The organism is Flavobacterium degerlachei (assembly GCF_900106645.1).
Lineage (GTDB): Bacteria > Bacteroidota > Bacteroidia > Flavobacteriales > Flavobacteriaceae > Flavobacterium > Flavobacterium degerlachei.
Window position 1 is genome coordinate 40,223 of sequence record NZ_FNMV01000006.1, and the last position, 20,947, is coordinate 61,169.

General features: G+C 36.0%; 18 protein-coding genes and 1 riboswitch. Of the genes, 2 read left to right on the plus strand and 16 right to left on the minus strand.

The features are described 5' to 3' along the window. Window positions 1-188 precede the first annotated feature (188 nt). Window positions 189-1,430 (minus strand): dicarboxylate/amino acid:cation symporter, encoded by a 1,242-nt coding sequence (locus tag BLV91_RS07350; RefSeq protein ID WP_091431329.1) that lies wholly within the window; start codon window positions 1,428-1,430, stop codon window positions 189-191. Between the two features lie 162 nt (window positions 1,431-1,592). Between BLV91_RS07350 and gldA the strand changes: the two genes are divergently transcribed. Next, window positions 1,593-2,489, plus strand: coding sequence for a gliding motility-associated ABC transporter ATP-binding subunit GldA (gene gldA / locus BLV91_RS07355; RefSeq protein WP_091431331.1), 897 nt, complete (start codon window positions 1,593-1,595; stop codon window positions 2,487-2,489). Between the two features lie 55 nt (window positions 2,490-2,544). On the opposite strand, the gene BLV91_RS07360 is transcribed toward gldA, so the two are convergent. From BLV91_RS07360 to BLV91_RS07415, 12 genes are all read right to left on the minus strand, one after another. Then, window positions 2,545-3,180, minus strand: coding sequence for a hypothetical protein (locus BLV91_RS07360; RefSeq protein ID WP_091431333.1), 636 nt, complete (start codon window positions 3,178-3,180; stop codon window positions 2,545-2,547). A gap of 301 nt (window positions 3,181-3,481) precedes the next feature. Next, window positions 3,482-4,438: a methylenetetrahydrofolate reductase [NAD(P)H] gene (gene metF, locus BLV91_RS07365; RefSeq protein WP_091431335.1), complete on the minus strand. Its 957-nt coding sequence runs from the start codon at window positions 4,436-4,438 to the stop codon at window positions 3,482-3,484. A 96-nt stretch (window positions 4,439-4,534) separates the two neighbouring features. Next, on the minus strand, window positions 4,535-7,216 hold the full coding sequence (gene metH / locus BLV91_RS07370) for a methionine synthase (protein ID WP_091431336.1): 2,682 nt from the start codon (window positions 7,214-7,216) through the stop codon (window positions 4,535-4,537). 83 nt (window positions 7,217-7,299) lie between these two features. Further along, window positions 7,300-8,301, minus strand: coding sequence for a homocysteine S-methyltransferase family protein (locus tag BLV91_RS07375; protein ID WP_091431338.1), 1,002 nt, complete (start codon window positions 8,299-8,301; stop codon window positions 7,300-7,302). Window positions 8,302-8,546: 245 nt separating this feature from the next. Further along, window positions 8,547-8,667, minus strand: a riboswitch (SAM riboswitch). A gap of 93 nt (window positions 8,668-8,760) precedes the next feature. Then, a complete protein-coding gene (locus BLV91_RS07380; RefSeq protein ID WP_091431340.1) occupies window positions 8,761-9,813 on the minus strand; it encodes an NAD(P)/FAD-dependent oxidoreductase in 1,053 nt (350 codons plus the stop codon). Window positions 9,814-9,960: 147 nt separating this feature from the next. Continuing rightward, window positions 9,961-10,551: a precorrin-2 dehydrogenase/sirohydrochlorin ferrochelatase family protein gene (locus BLV91_RS07385; RefSeq protein ID WP_091431341.1), complete on the minus strand. Its 591-nt coding sequence runs from the start codon at window positions 10,549-10,551 to the stop codon at window positions 9,961-9,963. Next, a complete protein-coding gene (gene cobA, locus BLV91_RS07390; protein ID WP_091431343.1) occupies window positions 10,538-11,332 on the minus strand; it encodes a uroporphyrinogen-III C-methyltransferase in 795 nt (264 codons plus the stop codon). The genes BLV91_RS07385 and cobA overlap by 14 nt, the downstream gene beginning before the upstream one ends. After that, entirely contained in the window at window positions 11,322-13,415 is a 2,094-nt protein-coding gene (locus BLV91_RS07395) for a HEPN domain-containing protein (protein WP_091431344.1), read from the minus strand. Before BLV91_RS07395 ends, cobA begins: the two co-directional genes overlap by 11 nt. A 69-nt stretch (window positions 13,416-13,484) precedes the next feature. Further along, complete coding sequence (locus tag BLV91_RS07400) at window positions 13,485-14,729, minus strand: sulfate adenylyltransferase subunit 1 (RefSeq protein WP_091431346.1); 1,245 nt, start codon at window positions 14,727-14,729, stop codon at window positions 13,485-13,487. Between the two features lie 119 nt (window positions 14,730-14,848). Beyond that, window positions 14,849-15,682: a DUF2490 domain-containing protein gene (locus BLV91_RS07405; RefSeq protein ID WP_245709628.1), complete on the minus strand. Its 834-nt coding sequence runs from the start codon at window positions 15,680-15,682 to the stop codon at window positions 14,849-14,851. Next, on the minus strand, window positions 15,582-16,481 hold the full coding sequence (gene cysD, locus BLV91_RS07410) for a sulfate adenylyltransferase subunit CysD (protein ID WP_091431349.1): 900 nt from the start codon (window positions 16,479-16,481) through the stop codon (window positions 15,582-15,584). The genes BLV91_RS07405 and cysD overlap by 101 nt, the downstream gene beginning before the upstream one ends. Window positions 16,482-16,595: 114 nt before the next feature. Further along, window positions 16,596-17,297 carry a phosphoadenylyl-sulfate reductase gene (locus BLV91_RS07415; RefSeq protein WP_091431351.1) on the minus strand — a complete coding sequence of 234 codons (702 nt, stop codon included), beginning with the start codon at window positions 17,295-17,297 and terminating at the stop codon, window positions 16,596-16,598. A 327-nt stretch (window positions 17,298-17,624) separates the two neighbouring features. Here BLV91_RS07415 and BLV91_RS07420 point away from each other — a divergent pair, with 327 nt between their 5' ends. Further along, window positions 17,625-18,413, plus strand: coding sequence for a sulfite exporter TauE/SafE family protein (locus BLV91_RS07420; RefSeq protein ID WP_091431353.1), 789 nt, complete (start codon window positions 17,625-17,627; stop codon window positions 18,411-18,413). A gap of 78 nt (window positions 18,414-18,491) precedes the next feature. On the opposite strand, the gene BLV91_RS07425 is transcribed toward BLV91_RS07420, so the two are convergent. The 3 genes from BLV91_RS07425 to BLV91_RS07435 form a co-directional block, all read right to left on the minus strand. Beyond that, complete coding sequence (locus tag BLV91_RS07425) at window positions 18,492-18,902, minus strand: RrF2 family transcriptional regulator (RefSeq protein WP_091431355.1); 411 nt, start codon at window positions 18,900-18,902, stop codon at window positions 18,492-18,494. A gap of 170 nt (window positions 18,903-19,072) precedes the next feature. Further along, window positions 19,073-20,245 carry a trans-sulfuration enzyme family protein gene (locus tag BLV91_RS07430; RefSeq protein WP_091431357.1) on the minus strand — a complete coding sequence of 391 codons (1,173 nt, stop codon included), beginning with the start codon at window positions 20,243-20,245 and terminating at the stop codon, window positions 19,073-19,075. Window positions 20,246-20,350: 105 nt separating this feature from the next. Continuing rightward, window positions 20,351-20,785: an OsmC family protein gene (locus BLV91_RS07435; RefSeq protein ID WP_091431359.1), complete on the minus strand. Its 435-nt coding sequence runs from the start codon at window positions 20,783-20,785 to the stop codon at window positions 20,351-20,353. Between the last annotated feature and the right edge of the window lie 162 nt (window positions 20,786-20,947).

Here is a 20,947-nt window from a genome sequence, read left to right on the forward strand (position 1 = left end):
ATAATTTTCAGCTATCCAAATAAAAAAAAGAATAATATCAAACAAAAAAAGAATCCTCGATAAAACGGAGATTAAATTACATAATAACTAAAAAAATGCCACATAAAATAATATATAAGCAACTGCACCTAAACGGCTTCCGTAACAAAAACAGCTGCTTTTGTTTGAAAAATATTTACGCACTTAGATTACGCAGTTAAAGTTGTCGACAGCCATTTTTTCCCTTCTGATATTCGGGTAATCAACATCGCAGAAACTACATCTCCATTTGCATTCAATAACGTCGCCATCGGATCTACTAAGGTTCCTACAATCATGGCGGCAGGTAACGCTTGTTCCATGGGAAAACCATAGATTGTAATTGCCAGAATTTCTCCTATATACCCTCCGTTTGGTATACCACCCTCGACTACTGAAACTATAACAGTAATACCTATTGCGACAACCAATGTGCTAGGATCAGTAAAATCCTTGCCAAACATAGCGAAAATGACCGCTATTTTTATAATAGAAGACATACTAGATCCATCTTTATGCAAAGGTGCTCCTAGAGGTATGGCCACATTTCTAATATATCCTGGCACTTTCATTTTTTCGGATGCTTCAAGGTTAGCAGGAATTGTCGCAATACTACTACATGTACCTAATGCCGTTAATGCTGGCGTAATGTTGTTACCCCAGAAAATTTTCAATCCTTCTTTCCCACCCGCGAAAAATGCATACAAACTAAAGAATACCACAAAATAGAATGCACACACTGCATAGTAAAGACCTAAAGGCTTTGCATAAGCTCCAAATAATTGCGGACCAAATATCCCAACTTGATACGCAAAATACGCACCTAATCCTACTGGCGCCGTTTTCATAATTATATGTAGCAATTGCTTCATTACTTCATTTCCTGAGTTCAAGAATATTCTGAAACCTTCTCCTTTTTCCCCTGATCTCAAACTAGCAAATCCAATCAAAAAAGAAAATATAATTAATGCCAACATGCTTTTTCGCGAAAGTAATTCGTAAAAATCATTAGCCGTGAGCAATTGGGTAATTTGTGAACCGCCACTGGCACTTTGTATACTCTCCAATGGTATTCTTGATATGATAATGTCTTGATGAATCGGAAAAAGCATAACTCCTATTATCATCAATATAGCAGATATAAGTACCGTACTTAAGAATACACCTATAACAACCACAAACAACTTCCCTAATTTTTCCGACTTCTCTAAGCTGGCAATCGAGGAGGCAATTGTAAAAAATATCAACGGAATAATCGCTGTGAAAAGCAAATTCAAGAATATATCCCCGAGCGGTTTTATAACCTCAACACCTTTCCCAAAGACCAACCCTAAAATACTTCCTGCAGTTATTCCACATAGCAACCAAATAATTCCGCTATACGTCTTAAACAAACTCTTACTTTCCTCCATTTTTAGTTTCGCTTTTTATAAATTTTTATAAATATATCACTCTATTTATTAAATACCAATCATTACAATAACAAAAGAGCTGATAACAACCATTGCTTGATATTGTTTAATAAAAACAATAAATCACCATTTTCTTTTTACTTTTGCAACAAATAAATTTACATGTCAATAGAAGTAAACAACATTTCCAAAAGTTATGGTGCCCAAAAAGCACTTGACAACATTTCGTTTTCAGTAAACAAAGGAGAAATCGTTGGTTTTCTTGGTCCAAATGGCGCCGGTAAATCGACATTAATGAAAATATTGACCACCTATATTAATGCTGATGAAGGTTCGGCACTGGTTAATGGACATGATGTAACTGCACAACAAAAAGCAGTACAACTTTCAATTGGTTATTTACCAGAGCACAATCCGCTGTATTTGGATTTGTATGTGAGAGAATATTTAGCTTTTAATGCTGATGTATATAAAGTAGCACAATCCCGTATCGAAGAAGTGATTCAATTGACAGGTTTAACCACCGAAAGTCATAAAAAAATTGGACAATTATCCAAAGGATATCGTCAGCGCGTAGGTCTTGCCAACGCTTTATTACACAATCCCGATGTTTTGATTTTGGATGAACCCACTACAGGTTTAGACCCGAACCAATTGATTGAAATTCGTAATGTCATCAAAAATGTAGGTAAGGACAAAACCGTTTTCCTTTCGACGCATATTATGCAAGAAGTGGAAGCGATTTGTGACCGCGTGATTATTATCAATAATGGTAAAATCGTAGCCGATAAAAAGCTAGACAACTTAATTTCTGAAAATAAGGAACAAGTTATTGAGGTGGAATTCGACTATAAAATAGAAGAACAAGCAATTGCCAAAATTGAAAACCTTACTTCCTATAAAAATACCCACGATATGATTTGGGAATTGACCTTTACAACCGACAAAGACATGCGTCCCGCAGTTTTTGATTTTGCTGCTGCAAATGGCTTGAAGACCTTGCAACTCAATCAGAAAAACAAAAATCTGGAGGCAATTTTTAGGGAAATTACAAAGTAAGTTGACAGTAGTCAGTATTATAGTGATCAGTCTCCGTTTATGGTTAAAAAAGAAATTACGGTTTCGGTAAAGCTGCACCTACAGCTATGTCACAATGATGCCCTTCTTTTCCGTGCGCCGGATTCATCCCTGCAACAGTTTCAGTATTAGCAGCAGCAGTTGACAACAAAGTCGGTACTGCTGGTTGAACAGTATATTCTGGTGAAGCTGCAGTCGAACTCTCGCTTGAAGTAGTGATAGTTGATGCTGGCTTTGAATTTAACGGAGCTCCTACCGCTATATCACATCGATGATTCGTTTCTCCATGTGGTGGATTCATTCCCTTCGCGGTAACTGTTTTAGCAGTGACAGTTTGCGGACTACTCACTGTTTGTGTAGACTGGAGAGAAGCTGGCTGTACAGAAGTTCCTCCACTTCCAGCAGTATTTAAAGGCGCTCCAACAGCGATATCACATCGATGATTTAGCTCTCCATGCGGAGGGTTGATTCCAGCTGGAGTAGACATAGCCATCCCCGAACTACCATTTTGCATTCCAGAAGATTCTGTCGCTTGGTCTTGCACCGCTGAAGTTGTTTGTTGCCAAAAAGGAATTTCATTTCTAGGATTAGCTTTTACTGCAGCGGTCTCATCGTTTTTACAGGAAGTAACTGTTATGGCGGTCGCTAAAAGCGTATAGTATAAGTATTTCATATCTAAATCGTTATAATCGTAAATTCAAATATAAGAATTAAAAACCAAGTTCTCTATAGTTTATTGTGTTATCGAAATCCTCCTTCGCGCAACCGACAAGTTTGTGGAAAGTGTAAAAACAAAATTTATGAAAAGTCGAAATTAAAAAACCTTTAATTACTCCTTATATGCCTAGCCCTTATTAGTTAACTGTACTTCTATTTTCATTTGAATTTAGGGAGCTACGTTTGGAGTGAAAACCCGTTTATTCTCCCATTTATTTGAAACAAGAAAAGATAGTAACTAATAACTGTATTATCCCCTAAAAAACCTTCGATGCTATTTGCCTGATATTCTCTGATTTGCCCATTGAATAGTAATGCAATACAGGAACTCCGGCAGCTTTCAACTCTAATGATTGCTGAATTGCCCATTCGATACCAACTTGTTTCACATCTGCATTTGTTTTGCATTTGTCTACGGCATCAATTAAATCTTCTGGCAAATCGATTCGGAAAATTTGAGGCAAAATTTGTAAGTGTCTTTGTACCGCAAGTGGTTTAATTCCTGGAATAATAGGAACTGTAATTCCCATTTCTCTTGCTTTGGCAACAAATTCAAAATATTTTGAATTGTCAAAAAACATTTGTGTTACCACATAATCAGCACCTGCATCCACTTTTTCTTTCAGTCTTTTTAAATCAGAGATCAATGACGGAGATTCCAAATGTTTCTCTGGATATCCAGCCACACCAATACAAAAATCGGCTTTGTTATCTACATGCATAACATCATGCAAATATTTCCCTTCATTCAATAGATTAATCTGTTGTACTAAATCAACTGCAAAATTATTACCTCCAACTTTCGCAACAAAAGACTGTTCGTCTTTCATAGCATCACCGCGCAATGCCATGACATTATTAATTCCTAAATAATGACAATCAACTAGTAAATACTCCGTTTCCTCTTTTGTAAACCCACCACAAAGCACATGAGGCACGGTGTCAACGTTATATTTATGTTTAATCGACGCACAAATACCCAAAGTTCCCGGACGCATTCTAGTCAACTTTTTATCCAATAAACCGTTTCCCTTATCCACATAAATAAACTCCTCACGAGAAGTTGTCACATCGATAAATGGTGGTTTAAAATCCATCAATGGATCTATATTATCGTATAATTCCTGAATACTTTTCCCTTTTTGAGGCGGAATGATTTCGAAAGAGAATAATGTTTCTCCTTTTGCGTCTTCTATATGTTGTGTTACTTTCATTTTCTTTAGTTTGAAGTTTAAGGTTTAAGGTTTAAAGTCCTCTCGAACAACTTTAAACTTTAAACTTTAAACAAAATTTCAACTTTAAACTATTTTCTAATCCGCTATATTTGGGTTCAACCATTTTGTTGCCATATCGGTAGAAATACTTCTGCGTTTTGCGTAATCAATAACCTGGTCTTCTTTAATTTTTCCAAGTCCGAAATACTTACTTTCTGGATTTCCAAAATAATATCCAGAAACAGATGATGCTGGCCACATTGCCATACTCTCGGTCAAGGTTACTCCTATTTCTTGTTCTACATTCAGCAATTTCCAAATTGTTGGTTTTTCTAAATGGTCGGGACAAGCCGGATAACCTGGCGCAGGACGAATTCCTTTATAAACTTCTTCAATCATTGCCTCGGTAGTTAAATTTTCATCAGAAGCATAACCCCAAATTTCTCTACGGATTTTTTCGTGCAAATATTCTGCGAAAGCTTCTGCAAAACGATCCGCCAATGCTTTGACCATAATCGAATTGTAATCGTCTAAATCCTTTTCGAATTCAGCCGCCCATTCATCAACACCAAAACCTGTAGTCACACAAAAAGCACCCATGTAATCTATTTTTCCACTGTCTTTTGGAGCAATGAAATCAGATAAGGCAATATTTGGCGCTCCTTTTGTTTTTTGAGATTGTTGGCGCAAAGTCAAGAATGTCTGTAATGGTTTTCCGTTTTCATCCGTTAATTCAATATCATCATCATTGACTTGATTTGCAGGGAAAATTCCGTAGATTCCTTTGGCAGTCAGTTTCTTTTCTCTCAAAATAACTTCCAACATTTCATTAGCGTCCGCAAAAACCGAAGTCGCTTGCTCACCAACCACTTCATCTGTCAAAATCGCTGGGTATTTACCAAACAATTCCCATGTTCTAAAAAATGGCGTCCAGTCAATGTAAGGAACCAACACGTCCAATTCTACTTCGATCACTTGCTCGCCTAGTACATTTGGTTTCACAGGAGTAAAATTATCCCAATCCAATTGTAATTTATTTTTACGTGCTTGCTCAATGGTCAAGAAATTTTTGTCACGCGAACGGTTTAAAAACGTCTCTCTAAACGCATCATACTCTGCTCTAATATCACTTGCATATATTTTTTTATCCTTGTTTAACAAACTTCCAGCAACCGTTACTGCTCTCGAAGCATCATTAACATGAATTACAGTTTCTCTATATTGAGGCGCAATTTTCACGGCAGTATGTGCTCTGGAAGTTGTTGCTCCACCAATCATAACTGGAATTTTCAGGCCTTTCTTATCTAATTCCTTAGCTAGATACACCATTTCATCAAGTGAAGGAGTAATCAAACCACTTAAACCAATAATATCTACATTATGTTCTATAGCAGCTGCAATAATTTTTTCGGGAGGTACCATAACTCCTAAATCTACAATTTCATAGTTATTACATGCCAACACTACGGAAACAATATTTTTACCTATATCATGTACATCTCCTTTTACCGTTGCCATCAAGATTTTACCATTCCCCTGTTTGTCACCAGCCTGTTTTGATGCTTCAATAAATGGCAATAGATACGCCACGGCTTTTTTCATTACACGTGCTGATTTAACAACCTGGGGCAAAAACATTTTTCCTGAACCAAATAAATCTCCAACTACATTCATTCCAGTCATCAGGTTAATTTCGATAACTTCGATAGGTTTTGCAGCTGCGAGTCTGGCTTCTTCAATATCTAAAAGAATAAATTCATCAACTCCTTTTACTAATGAATGTGTTAATCGTTCCTGAATAGTTCCCGAACGCCATTCTTGGATCGCTTTTTCATTACTTTTTACATCTCCTTTTACATTTTCGGCAAAATCCAATAGTCTTTCAGTAGCATCGTCTCTTCTATTCAGAATTACATCTTCAACGCGTTCCAGTAAATCTTTTGGAATTTCGTCATAAATAGAAAGCATTTCTGGATTTACGATTCCCATCGTCATACCGTTTTGAATTGCATGATACAAGAAAACGGAATGCATCGCTTCCCGAACGGTATCATTTCCTCTGAATGAGAACGAAACATTACTCACGCCACCACTTATGTGTGCATGAGGTAAATTTTCGCGAACCCATTTGGTTCCTCTAAAGAAATCCAAAGCATTCAGGCGGTGTTCTTCCATTCCTGTTGCAACCGGAAATATATTTAAATCGAAAATAATATCCTGTGGAGGAAAACCAACTTTGTTTACCAAAATATCATACGAACGCTGGCATATTTCTACTCGACGATCGTAATTATCAGCTTGTCCTACCTCATCAAAAGCCATGACAATTGCTGCAGCACCGTAACGCTTGATCAATTTAGCATGATGAATAAATTGCTCTTCTCCTTCTTTTAATGAAATCGAGTTTACCACACTTTTTCCTTGCACAACCTTAAGTCCTGCCTCGATAATGTCCCATTTTGAACTATCAATCATGATAGGCACACGCGAAATATCTGGTTCAGCAGCAATTAAATTCAGGAATTTTGTCATAGCATATTCACCATCAAGCATTCCTTCATCCATATTAATATCGATGATTTGTGCGCCACCTTCTACTTGCTCTTTGGCAATGCTGAGTGCTTCTTCGTATTTTTCTTCCTTAATTAATCGAAGGAATTTTCTAGAACCTGTAACATTGGTACGTTCCCCAATATTCACAAATACGCTATCTGGCGTAATGATTAATGGTTCTAATCCCGATAATACAAGGTTTTTTCTAGTTTCTGCTTGTGCCATTTTTTATTTTTTTGTGCCTTTAACTCAATAATCATATTGAATTCATAGCTATAATTCAGACGCGATAAATCAACGTCTCTTCATTACATTGTTGCTGTTGATACTCTTGGTTTATAATACTTGGCGATATCAGCAATCAATTTGATATGTTCTGGTGTTGTACCACAACAACCACCTATTATGTTTACTAAATTATCGTCTAGATAGGTCTTGATTTGTGCTTGCATTTCTGCTGGTGTTTCGTCATATTCTCCAAATGCGTTTGGCAATCCTGCGTTGGGATGCGCCGACACATTGAATGAAGTGTTTTGCGACAAAGTCTGCAAATACGGTTTTAACAAATCAGCTCCAAGAGCACAATTAAATCCTACACTCAACAACGGAATATGCGAAACCGAAACCAAGAACGCTTCTACTGTTTGCCCAGAAAGTGTTCTTCCCGAAGCATCAGTAATTGTTCCTGAAACCATGATTGGAATATCAATGTTGCGTTCGTCTTTTACTTCTTCGATTGCAAAAAGTGCTGCTTTGGCATTTAGTGTATCGAAAATAGTTTCTACCAACAATAAATCACTTCCGCCATCAATTAATGCTTCTACTTGTTGCTTGTATGCGATACGCAAATCATCAAAAGTTACCGCTCTATAACCAGGATCATTTACATCTGGCGACATACTTGCTGTTCTGTTTGTTGGTCCTATTGAACCGGCTACAAAACGAGGTTTCTCCGGATTTTTAGCTGTCCATTCATCGGCTACTTCACGGGCTATTTTTGCCGACTCGTAATTCAATTCATACACATATTCTTCTAGGAAATAATCGGCCATACCGATGGTCGTTCCTGAGAAGGTATTGGTTTCAACAATATCAGCTCCTGCTTCAAAATAAGCAGCATGCACGGCTTTTATAGCCTGTGGTTGTGTGAGTGATAATAAATCGTTGTTTCCTTTTAGAGAATGTGGGAAATCTTTGAAACGCTCTCCGCGAAAATCTTCTTCGGAGAAATTGTAACGTTGCAACATAGTTCCCATGGCTCCATCGAGGATGAGTATGTTTTTTTTGATGGCTTCGTGAATGCTTGACATAACTTTTTATTTCTTGTAAACCACAATGTGAATTGGGATCTATACTTTTGATTAATAATTACAAAAGTTCACTATATAAATTCTTTAGCCCTGATGGAAGCGGCATCCTTTTACTCTGGGGTTCAGAATAAAAGATATAGCGTACAGCAGGAAGGATGATGGCAAAAAAGCACCAATCATTCGCTCTAAAAAAATATCGATATGTTGTCAAGAAAAGGTTTGAGAAATACTGTGGAAGTATTCTTGTGTTATCTATCTTAGATGTTGAAACAAGTTCAGCATAAAGTAGAATGTAGCACCTTCTTTATAAGATAAAGGGTTGCTAAGGTTTCATCGGGTCTTTCCCTCCGCCTTTCGTGATAACTGTCAATAAATATAGGAACACTGCAAAGAAAAGATATAGCGTTAACACTTGCAAGTATTAACGCTATATTTTTTTATTGGTTTTTATTCGAATTGTTACACAATGGCTTTAACCACTGCTTTTGGGGCTTCTTTACGAGTTCCGTCAAATCCGTCAACTCCAGAAACTGTTGTATATTTTAGTACATAACGTTTCCCTGGATTGATAATTTGGTAGGCTGCCTGACACATTAATGTCGCCTCGTGAAAACCACAAAGGATTAATTTCAGTTTACCTGGGTAGGTATTGACATCTCCAATGGCAAAAATACCTGGAATGTTCGTTTGGTAATCTAAAGCATTATTTACTTTGATTGCATTTTTTTCTATTTCTAATCCCCAGTTCCCGATAGGACCTAATTTTGGCGTAAGACCAAAAAGCGGAATAAAGTAATCTGTAGGAATGGTTCTTTGCGCTCCATTTTCATCGATTACAATCGACTCGATGTGCTCTGCTCCGTTTAATCCTACTACCTCAGCCGGAGTAATCATACGTATTTTTCCTGAATCTTTTAGTTCCTGTACTTTTTCAACAGAATCTAATGCGCCACGGAATTCGTTACGACGGTGAATCAATGTCACCTCTGATGCTACATCTGTCAAGAAAATACTCCAGTCAAGCGCTGAATCTCCTCCACCTGCAATCACAACTCTTTTATCTCTAAACTCTTCTGGATCTTTGATAAAGTACTTAATTCCTTTATTTTCATAGAAAGCGATTCCGTCGATAAGTGGTTTTCTAGGTTCAAAACTTCCTAAACCACCTGCAATAGCAACTACTTTAGCATGAAACTCAGTCCCTTCATTTGAAGTTACAATAAAACTTCCGTCTTCTTGTTTTACGATTGTTTCAGCGCGTTCTCCTAATGTAAATCCTGGCTCAAATTGTTTGATTTGTTCCATTAAATTATCTACTAAATCACCTGCTAATACTTCAGGGAATCCTGGAATATCATAAATAGGTTTTTTAGGATATAATTCTGATAACTGCCCACCTGCTTGTGGTAAAGCATCTAATATATGGCATTTTAATTTTAATAATCCTGCTTCAAAAACGGCAAATAAACCAGTTGGTCCGGCTCCTATTATAAGGATATCTGTTTCAATCATGTTGTTATTAATTAGCCCCCTAACCCCCGAAGGGGGATTAAAGGAAAGTTTTATTTAATCATAATTCACAAAGGAACGAATGATTCTCTCAAAAATAAATGATAAATATCATTCAAACTCTTTGCTCTATTCTCTTTATTCTCTTCTCTATATTCTATTTTCTTTATTCTTCAACGAAGCTGTGATCTCATTCATCTTTTGGACTTTCTCCTCGAAATCTCCTTTTAAGGTTTTGCGATATTCGTTAAGATTTTCGACCATTTTATTAATATCCTCAGGAATCACTTCTTCAAAAAACTCCCGCAATCTTTTGGCCGTTGTCGGTGATTTTCCGTTGGTCGAAATCGCAATCTTTACATTCCCTTTGGTCACAATTCCCCCCAAATAATAATCGCATAATTCCGGCGTGTCTGCAATATTACAAATAAGGTATCGTTTTCTGCACAATTCAAAAATTCTTTTATTCACTTCAAGATCATCGGTACAGGCAATAATCATATGCCTTTTCTTGAGCATCTTTTTCTTGAATTTCTTCATGGTCAGTTTTACCGAATCATGCTTATTGACTAAGTCAACCAATTCAGGTAAAAACCGTGGAGCAACAACCTCAACATTCGCATTTGGACTTGACTTTAACAAGAATGACAATTTCTCCAAGCCTACATTTCCTCCACCCACAATGAGCACGCTAAGGTTATGCAGTTTTAAAAATACCGGGTACAATTCATTCCTTTCCATACACGAGTACCTTATTGTGACTTGATCTTAATTCTTTATAAAAACCTTTGCTTTTCTTGCAATCGCCTACCACGTCTCCTATTACTATGATGGCTGGAGAGCTTAATTTACTCTCTTCCACTACCGCTTGAATGGTATTTATTGTTCCTATTCCGACTTTCTCCTCAGGAGTTGTTCCGTTTTGAATAATCGCCACGGCTGTTTCTCCTTTAGATTCATTTTGAAAAATAGCTACAATTTCTTGCAGTTTACTCATACCCATCAAAATGACAACAGTTGCCGTTGATTGAGCAGCTAGAGCTACATCTGCTGACAATTTTCTGGCAGATGTCGTTCCAGTAATTACCCAAAAACTCTCCGAAACGCCTCTTTTTGTCAAGGAAATTCCTTGAGAAGCGGGAACTGCAATAGATGATGAAATTCCAGGAACTACAAATGTAGGAATTCCAAAGCTTTCCACATACTCTATTTCTTCACTTCCTCTACCAAAAATAAAAGGATCACCACCTTTAAGACGAACGACACGACCATAAGTCAAGGCATTATCTACAATTAGTTGGTTGATTTGCTCTTGTGTATAAGCGTGACATCCTTTTCTTTTCCCAACAAATATTTTTAATGCTTTTTTAGGAGCAAAAGACAACAGTTCTTCATTAGCCAAAGCATCATACAAAACGACATTCGCTTCAGCCAATGCTTTTGCCCCTTTGATAGTAAGCAAATCCGGATCTCCGGGACCTGCTCCTACTAGAGTTACTTGAGGTTCTACTTTATTTTTCATCTTTTAGGTCTTTAAGTCTGAATGCTTCGATGGTATCAAAAAAGGAAATTGCTTCTTGAATGTACTTTACAGCAAATTCTTCAGATGGTTCATTCTTATTGATTTGAAATACTAAATCCTTTAATGTGGATTGTAATTCAATTTTATGTGTTTCGATAAAAACAGTATCAAACAAGTCTATTATTCCTGCTTGATGGTTTGTTTTCTGGTTTTCTGATAACAACAAAGCTTTAGCACCATTTACAAAACCTGCATAGGCAAGATAAATAGCATCTGCCCAGTTTTTATCTTCGAATGCTTCTTGTGCAAATGTCAATTTATCTTTGGCCTCCAATAATAAAGTGGCCACTAAATCAATTACAACGCCCGCACATTCTCCTACTCCAACCGCTTTTACATAATTATCAGCATTTCCCCAATCAATAAAATCAGCATCGACAAGATTTGTTGTGTCTGCCAATGGTTTTAGGAATTCGTAGAAATACTTTTCGCCTTGAGCGTCGTAATAATCTAAAAATGATTTACCATTTGCATTAGCTTCAAAATCATTTAAGATATAACGTAATGCATCTGGTCCTCTACGACTTGGAATCTTGATTACTTTATCAGAAAAACGTCCTTTTCCGTCTCCTAGAATTCCACCACCGAGCAATACTTGTAAAGCCGGAGCTACCAGTTTACCTGCGTTGATAGACATTCCTTGAAAACCAATTGATGACATGTTGTGTTGCCCACAAGCATTCATACAACCACTAATTTTTATAGTGATTTCTCTGTTCTCCTTATATTGAGGAAATTCTAATTTTAATACTCTTTCTAATTCTTCCGCAATTCCAGTACTACTTGCGATTCCAAGATTACAAGTATCCGTTCCGGGACATGCGGTGATATCGTTAATCGTATCGTAACCTAAAGTCACGAAGTTTAATTTGGCTAATTCTTGGTAGAAGAAAGCTAAGTTTTCCTCTTTTATATTTCTCAGCACAATGTTTTGCTTTAATGAAAAACGCAATTCATTGGCTCCGTAATTTTTAATTAATTCGGCTAAAGCTCTCGCTTTATCGGTATAAAAATCTCCTAAAAGCACTTTGATTCCAATCGCAACATAGCCCGCTTGTTTTTGAGCAATTACATTCGATTGTTTCCAAGCTTCAAAAGCAGCTGTATCTTCGATAATTACCCTTGGCACTTCTAATAAAGTTTCGGGAATGGCAACATCAAAAGCAGTCGTGTCAATTTCGTAAGACTGGTAAGACAACGCTTTTTTCTCCTCGTCAACCAATCTTAAAAATTCATCGCGACCGATATCTTTGATTAAGAATTTCATACGTGCTTTTAATCGTTTGGCTCTTTCTCCAAAACGGTCAAATATTCTTAAAACCCCTTCTGTTGTTGGGATAATTTGATTAACTGGAATAAATTCTGACAACAACTCGGCGTGATGTGGCTGAGAACCTAATCCTCCACCTAGCATTACTTTAAATCCGCGCTCGCCATTTACAATCTTTGGAATAAATCCTAAATCATGCAAATAACTCAAGGCAGTATCTTTATCAGAAGAAGAAAATGACATTTTGAATTTACGTCCCATTTCTTGACAAATAGGGTTTCTCAAGAAAAACTGAAACATAGCATGTGCGTAAGGCGACACATCAAAAGGTTCGTCTACATCAACTCCTGCCAATTCACTTGCGGTAATGTTTCTTACAGTATTCCCACAAGCTTCACGCAATGTTATATCGTCTTTGGCAAGGTTTGCCCAAAGTTCCGGCGTTCTATCCAAGCTCACATAGTGGATTTGGATATCCTGACGCGTTGTAATGTGCAAACGTCCTGTCGAATACTCATCTGAAACTTTAGTAATACGCACTAATTGTTCGCTAGTCACCTTACCAAAAGGTAATTTAATACGAATCATTTGCACGCCTTCTTGACGCTGACCGTAAACTCCACGCGCTAAACGCAGACTACGAAAACGTTCGTCATCAATTTTACCGTCTTTGAATAAGGCAATTTTTCTTTCTAAATCGATTATCTCTTTTTGAACAATCGGATTTTCTATTTCGGTTCTAAAACTTTCCATCTGTGTTGGCTTATTAGCTACGTGCTGTAATTCTTAAATTTGGATTTTATTAATGACTAAAGCCAAAAACTATCGGATAAATCCAACTCCTGCTGTTGTATTGGTTGCTGCATCGATTAAGATAAAAGCACCATTAGATTTATTATCGTTGTAAGCATCAAAATATATTGCTTTGCTTAACTTGATATTTACTTCTCCTATTTCGTTAATTGCTAATTGAGATACTTCAGTAGTTCCTGAAAAATCAGTTGCAATTACGTTTTTCACGCTGTCAATTTTAGCTAAAACTCGGTTCGTGTTGTGCTGTACAAAATATTTTGCACCTGGAACTAGTTTTTTACTGTCCATCCAACAAACTGTTGTATTGATATCTTTTTCTACTTTAGGCAATTCAGATGATTTTACAATCATATCTCCTCTAGTCACATTGATATCATTTTCTAATTCGATTGTAACTGAAGAACCTACTGAAGCCTCGTCAAATTGTTTATCGAAAAAGTGGATATTAGTTACTTTCGACTCTGTCAAAGAAGGTAATACTGTTACAGCATCTCCAACTTTAATATTGTTCCCGTATAATTTTCCAGCATACCCTCTGAAATCGTGGTACTCTTCTGTTTTCGGACGGATAACGGTTTGAACTGGGAAACGGGCTTTTCCTTTTTCATAAACATCTGCAGGCTCTAAAGCTTCAAGGTGTTCTAGAATAGTTTGACCTTCGTACCAAGGCATTCCGCCTAAAGACTCTACTACGTTATCACCAGTCAAAGCACTCAACGGAATGTAACTTACGTTTTGTTCTTTAAAAGTGCTTTTTGCATTTAGCGCTTCAAAGTCGGCTTTAATTTTATTGTAAACTTCTTCAGAATAATCGACCAAGTCCATTTTATTAACAGCAACAATTACCTCTTTTACTCTTAATAAATTATTGATAAAAAAGTGACGGTAGGTTTGCTCGATCACTCCTTTACGTGCATCAATTAAAATGATTGATACTTGTGAAGTTGAAGCTCCTGTAACCATGTTACGAGTGTATTCTACGTGACCTGGAGTATCAGCAATAATGTAACTTTTCTTAGCTGTAGAAAAATAAATATGTGCAACGTCAATCGTGATTCCTTGTTCTCTCTCTGCAACTAATCCGTCAGTAGCCAAAGAAAAATCTAAATAATCATATCCTTTTTGCTTGCTGCTTTTTTCTATTGCTTCCAGTTTGTCTGTAGTCAAAGATTGTGTATCGTATAATAATCTTCCGATTAATGTACTTTTCCCGTCATCTACACTTCCTGCTGTTGCTATTTTTAAAACTTCCATTTATTTTTTTTTTAATGTTTAAAAGTTTAAGGTTTCAAGTTCCGTTGAATACCTCTATGTAAACCTTTAAATCTGACTGTTTTATTTTTTTATCTTCTTTACAGAATATCTACTCTGTATTATATCTTAACCTTATGAATGAAACTGAATCGTATGATATCTCTATTAAAATAATCTACTCCATTTGCTCTTTCTTGAAAACTGTTCAAGTAACCTAACTCTAATGCAACTGCTGGACTAACTCCTACTTGTACTGCTGCGTAAACTCGGTTTTGATCAAATGTATTTTTGATAATTTTGTTTCCGCCATTGATCATTATTTCATCCGATAGAATTCCTTTTAGATATTGTTTTTCTTTCTTCCAAAAAGTATAATCTCCTTGTATTCGGTATCTAAATCGTAAGTAGAACGTGGTTCCGTCTTCGAGCATTATTTTACTCGCATTATGAACAAATCGCTCTTCTAATAAATACCGATGAGTTAGATTCACTTTACCTAGACTCTGCTTTACCATTGCATCTTGCTGCAATCGATATTCGGGAATATGAAATCCAGTTTTAACCTCAGGATCTTGTGTCGCCACTGAGAAATAAGCAAAACCTGCTCCTAACTCCACCTTATCTGTTATCTTATCTCTCAATTGAACCCGACTTACAAAGGTGTTTTGCGTTACTGGATTTATAAAAATCCGATTATCAATCTCAGTATGAACAGACCATTTATTATTTAATTCCAGCTGATTGTAATATCGCGTCCAGAGTAAACTTTGTTTGTCAACGTTTTTCTCAGTTTGTGCACTTATTCCAATACTAAAAAGAAATATGCCCAAAAGGATTTTCAAGAACTTCATTCTAAAAGTATCCTTGTTGTTTTCTTTTCTCCATTGCTGCCTCTGAACGTTTATCGTCAATTCTAGCACCTCTTTCAGAAATTGTAGAAGCTCTAATTTCACCAACTACTTCTGAAATTGTTGCTGCATGAGAATCAACTGCTGCCGTACAACTCATGTCACCTACCGTTCTAAAACGGACAATTCTTTCTTCAATTTCTTCGTTTTCTTCTTGGTATACGTATGGAGAGTGTGACCATATCATTCCGTCTCTCAAGAAAACTTTACGTTTGTGTGAAAAGTAAATTGATGGAATCTCGATTTGTTCTTGTTCGATATAACTCCAAACATCTAATTCTGTCCAGTTTGAAATAGGAAAAACACGGACGTTTTGACCGTTTTCGATTTTACCATTCAATAAATCAAACAATTCTGGACGTTGGTTTTTCTCATCCCATTGACCAAAATCATCACGAACAGAAAAAATACGTTCTTTAGCTCTTGCTTTTTCTTCATCTCTACGTGCTCCACCAATACAAGCATCAAACTTGAATTCGTCAATTGCATCAAGTAAAGTTGTTGTTTGCAAACTGTTTCTACTAGAATATTTCCCAGTTTCTTCGACTACTTTACCTTCGTCGATTGCATCTTGCACATTACGAACGATTAATTCCAATCCTAATTCTTTAACCAATCGGTCTCTGAATTCAATTGTTTCAGGAAAATTATGACCTGTGTCAACGTGCAATAATGGAAAAGGAATTTTTGCAGGAAAGAATGCTTTTTGTGCTAATCTTACCAATGTAATTGAATCTTTTCCCCCAGAAAAAAGCAATACAGGCTTATCAAATTGAGAAATAACTTCTCTGAAAATGTATATCGCTTCGCTTTCTAATGCGTTTGTTTTTAATATTGAACTCATATTTTTAGTTTAAAAGTTTAAAGTTTAAAGTTTAAGGTTGTTGCGACCTAAACTAAACCCTCTCTACTATTTATAATTTCTATTCTCTTTATTCTTTTTTCTATTCTCTTGAATTTACCCTTGATGCAAACCACATTCTTTGTGACTTGATTCCCACCACCATCTTCCAGCTCTTATGTCTTCTCCTTCGGCTATTGCTCTGGTACAAGGAGCGCAACCGATGCTTACAAATCCTTTTTTATGTAATGCATTTTGCGGTACATTATTTTTTTCTAAATAATCTTCCACTTCTTTCAAAGTCCACTTTAGTAAAGGGTTGAATTTAATTATTTCGAACTTCGAATCATATTCAAAAAGATCTAAATCATTTCTATTTTCTGATTGCTCGGCTCTTAATCCTGTAATCCAAACTGAATTTCCTTTTAAAGCTTTTGTCAATGGCGCTACTTTTCTAATAAAACAACACTCTTTTCTATTTTCAACCGACTCGTAGAAGCTATTTGGTCCTTTTGCATTCAATAGATTTTGAACATCAGCGGCTTCAGGAAAATAAACTTCAATGTGTTTTTTGTACTTCTTTAATGTTTTATGAAAAACATCGTAGGTTTCTTGAAACAAACGCCCTGTATCTAAGGTGAAGATGTTAATTGCTGCATCACTTTTTGCAATTAAAGCTGTTATCACTTGGTCTTCTTGTCCAAAAGATGTTGAAAACACTACTTTATCTTTATATTCATTGGCCAAAAAAGCAAAAGTCTCTTCAATTGAGAAGTCTTTAGTTTTTTCTATTAATGTATGTACTGTAGTTGTGCTCATTTTTCTATTTTATTTTACAAAATCTATTACCCTATCGGTTTAGTAGATTACTTCGCAAAAGTACTACTTATTTCCAAACTACAAAACAAAAAATACTATTTTATTAAAAACACCATTGTCCCTTAGTACTTCATAAAAAGGACTTTACACAAACAATAATTGAAAATTGCAGAATTATTTAAAAATAATACGTCAAAATATATAATTCACATAAATAGTCCAAAAGCAAGTGTAAATTCCTAAAACACATCAAAAAAATCCACTAGTCTACCTATCCTATAGGATAATAATAAAATAGTTGTTATTTTTGCCCAAAATATTTATAATATGGATTTTCAATTAGGATTAGTAGTTGCAGGTTTAACCGTAGGTTTCATAGTTGGCTTAACTGGTGTAGGTGGCGGTTCTTTAATGACGCCTATCTTATTATGGTTTGGTATTCCCCCTACTACAGCAGTAGGTACCGATCTATTATACGCTGCTTTTACTAAAATGGGAGGAGTTTACGTGCATCACAAAAAAAAAAATATCAATTGGACAATTACCGGTTGGCTATCCTTAGGAAGTGTTCCTGCAGCACTAATAACTTTATGGATTTTACATAGTATAAAAACAGACATTACTGCTTTAAACGCCGTAATTAAATACAGTTTGGGTTGGGCACTACTCTTTACCTCGATAGCAGTTTTGTTCAAAAAGAAACTATTAATTATTTCTCAGAAACATTCTGGCGACAAATTTCATAGCGAGAGTAAAACGCAAAATGTACTGACCGTTGCAATAGGTGTGCTACTAGGTGCAACTGTAACCTTAACATCAATAGGTGCAGGAGCATTAGGAACTGTGACTTTATTTTTCTTATACCCGCTTCTGGCAACGCCAAGATTAGTTGGTACCGAAATTGCTCATGCTGTTCCTTTAACACTTGTAGCAGGTTTAGGACACGCCACTATGGGAAATTTAGATTTAGGTTTACTGGGGCAACTATTAATAGGATCGCTTCCTGGGATTTTCATAGGGAGTATGCTAAGCGGAAAAGTACCTGATCTATTCCTTCGAAATGCCATTGCGATGATGTTGTTTTTTGTAGGCTACAAACTCGTTTTCATAGCTTAAACTTCTAGTTATTAATTCAAAAAAACACCCTTTCATTGCTTATCCAATGAAAGGGTGTTTTTTTTATCTGCGAATTGCTTAAAAAGCGATATCAGCAAGTGTATTGTTTTCTAATATTATCAGTGTATTGTCACGTACTTCAGTCATTAATTTACGAACGGCACAGGCCACCTCATCTTTACAATCATCGCATTTTTCATAAAAGTTATGACTTGCACAAGGCAACAATGCAATTGGACCTTCTAGGATTCGATATACTTTGGCCATATTAATCTCTTTCGGATCTTTAATCAAATAATAACCACCGCCCTTTCCTTTTTTGGCACCCAAAAAACCAGAATGACGCAAAAGCAACAAAATACTTTCTAAGAATTTTACCGAAATATTTTCGCTCTTTGCAATATCAGCAATAGCGACAGGAGTTTGATCTTCTTGGCGAGCCAAAAATGTCAATGCTTTTATTCCGTATTTTGTTTTCTTTGAAAGCATGGTTTGATAATTTTAGATTGAAGAGCGTAGATTAACTGCTTTTGATGGATTAAATCATTTACTACGCATTAACAAAAATATGCTATTTAAAATCTAATACGCATAAAAAAACGATTTTTGATTTACAGAAAACCTGAAATCAAAAATCGTTATACTAAATTCATAAATCATTAAGCCAAAGCCTGCTTTAAATCAGCAATAACATCAGCTACGGTTTCTAATCCTACGGAAACACGTACTAAACCATCTGTAATACTTACTGCTAATCTCTCATCAACAGATAATTTACTATGTGTTGTTGACGCTGGATGCGTAACAATCGTTCTTGTATCTCCTAAATTTGGCGATAGTGAACATAGTTTTATTCTATCCAAAAATGCTCTACCAGCTTCAAGTCCACCTTTTATTTCAAAAGCCACAATGCTACCACCCAATTTCATTTGTTTTTGTGCAATTTCATATTGTGGATGCGATTTCAAGAATGGATATTTTACCTTATTTACATTAGGATGTTGTTCTAAAAACTCAGCAACCTTCAATGCATTTTCACAATGTCTATCTAAACGAATGGCTAAAGTCTCTAAACTTTTAGACAATACCCAAGCATTAAAAGGAGACAAAGAAGGACCCGTTAATCGGCTGAATAAATATATTTTCTGAATCAATTCAGGATCACCAACCGTTATTCCTCCCAAAACTCGTCCTTGACCGTCCATTAACTTCGTCGCAGAATGTACTACCAAATGTGCGCCCCATTTTATTGGTTGTTGCAAATAAGGTGTTGCAAAACAGTTGTCAATTACTAGAATTAAATTGTGTTTTTTGGCAATATTCCCTAACAACTCCAAATCGATAATATCGACCGCTGGATTCGTGGGAGATTCAGCAAAAAGAATTTTGGTGTTTGGCGTAATAAAACTTTCAATTGTTTCAGGCTTATTAATATCAAAATACGAAGTTTCGATATTCCACTTTGGAAAATAATTGATAAACAACGAATGCGTCGCTCCAAAAACACTACTAGAAGAAACAATATGATCACCCGATTTCAATAAAGCAGCCAAGGTTGAATATACGGCAGCCATTCCTGAGGCAAAGGCAAAACCAGCAGTTGCACCTTCCATCTTGCACACCTTTTCTACAAACTCGTTGGTGTTTGGGTTGCTGTAGCGGCTATAAATATTTCTGTTTTTTTCTTCGGCAAATGAGGCGCGCATGTCTTCGGCGTCCTCAAACACAAAACTAGAAGTTAAGTATAATGGAACCGAATGTTCTAAGTATTGCGTGCGTTCTAATTGGGTACGGATGGCTTCGGTTTCAAAACCAAATTCTTCTTCGTTCATTTTATGTTGTTTTAAAAAAAGTGGTTCGCAGAGATTCACAAAGAATACTCAGAGATACACAAAATATTTTTTTGTAATTATTATTAAATTTTGAAATTGGTTAGATTAGATTTTTTCTAATTCAACACCATTCAAAACTACTTTATAATGTATTGTAGCTGTAGGTTCTAAGGTTTTAGAAACCGAGCAATATTTATCGAAAGAAAGTTGTGCGGCTCTTGCAGCTTTGTCTTCTTTTATGTTCCCTTCTAAATAAAACACTAGGTAGATATCTTTAAACGGTTTTGCTTCGCCTACCTGAACTCTTTCACCTTCTACCTCAGCTTTGAAAGAAGTAATTTCTTGACGTTGTTTTTTCAGGATTGAAATCATATCAATAGCGCTGCATCCCGCAACTCCCATTAATACTAATTCCATTGGACTTGCACCCATATCATTTCCGCCAGACTCTGGGCGACTGTCTAAATTTACAATATGTCCACGTTCGTTTTTCAATTCGAAATGGTAGTTGTCATTTACTCTGTTTAATGTAATTTTCATTTTTATCCCCTCCCCAACCCTCCCTAAAAGGGAGGGAGCCAAGACCGAAGGTATGTCCCTTTTTTAATTATTATTCTTTATTTGAACGCGGATAAAACGGATTTTCTATCGCAAAAATGCGGATTTTAAACGCGGATTTTATTGTTTTTTACTTTACTGATT

Bases quoted from the DNA above. Each gene is read 5' to 3' on its own strand.
- BLV91_RS07385 (WP_091431341.1), bottom strand. From the start codon at position 10,551: ATGGAAAGGAATGAATTGTACCCGGTATTTTTAAAACTGCATAACCTT.
- metH (WP_091431336.1), bottom strand. From the start codon at position 7,216: ATGGCACAAGCAGAAACTAGAAAAAACCTTGTATTATCGGGATTAGAA.
- BLV91_RS07415 (WP_091431351.1), bottom strand. From the start codon at position 17,297: ATGAGCACAACTACAGTACATACATTAATAGAAAAAACTAAAGACTTC.
- BLV91_RS07420 (WP_091431353.1), top strand. From the start codon at position 17,625: ATGGATTTTCAATTAGGATTAGTAGTTGCAGGTTTAACCGTAGGTTTC.
- gldA (WP_091431331.1), top strand. From the start codon at position 1,593: ATGTCAATAGAAGTAAACAACATTTCCAAAAGTTATGGTGCCCAAAAA.
- BLV91_RS07400 (WP_091431346.1), bottom strand. From the start codon at position 14,729: ATGGAAGTTTTAAAAATAGCAACAGCAGGAAGTGTAGATGACGGGAAA.
- BLV91_RS07350 (WP_091431329.1), bottom strand. From the start codon at position 1,430: ATGGAGGAAAGTAAGAGTTTGTTTAAGACGTATAGCGGAATTATTTGG.
- BLV91_RS07435 (WP_091431359.1), bottom strand. From the start codon at position 20,785: ATGAAAATTACATTAAACAGAGTAAATGACAACTACCATTTCGAATTG.
- BLV91_RS07425 (WP_091431355.1), bottom strand. From the start codon at position 18,902: ATGCTTTCAAAGAAAACAAAATACGGAATAAAAGCATTGACATTTTTG.
- BLV91_RS07395 (WP_091431344.1), bottom strand. From the start codon at position 13,415: ATGGAAAGTTTTAGAACCGAAATAGAAAATCCGATTGTTCAAAAAGAG.
- BLV91_RS07360 (WP_091431333.1), bottom strand. From the start codon at position 3,180: ATGAAATACTTATACTATACGCTTTTAGCGACCGCCATAACAGTTACT.
- cobA (WP_091431343.1), bottom strand. From the start codon at position 11,332: ATGAAAAATAAAGTAGAACCTCAAGTAACTCTAGTAGGAGCAGGTCCC.
- metF (WP_091431335.1), bottom strand. From the start codon at position 4,438: ATGAAAGTAACACAACATATAGAAGACGCAAAAGGAGAAACATTATTC.
- BLV91_RS07430 (WP_091431357.1), bottom strand. From the start codon at position 20,245: ATGAACGAAGAAGAATTTGGTTTTGAAACCGAAGCCATCCGTACCCAA.
- BLV91_RS07375 (WP_091431338.1), bottom strand. From the start codon at position 8,301: ATGTCAAGCATTCACGAAGCCATCAAAAAAAACATACTCATCCTCGAT.
- cysD (WP_091431349.1), bottom strand. From the start codon at position 16,481: ATGAGTTCAATATTAAAAACAAACGCATTAGAAAGCGAAGCGATATAC.
- BLV91_RS07380 (WP_091431340.1), bottom strand. From the start codon at position 9,813: ATGATTGAAACAGATATCCTTATAATAGGAGCCGGACCAACTGGTTTA.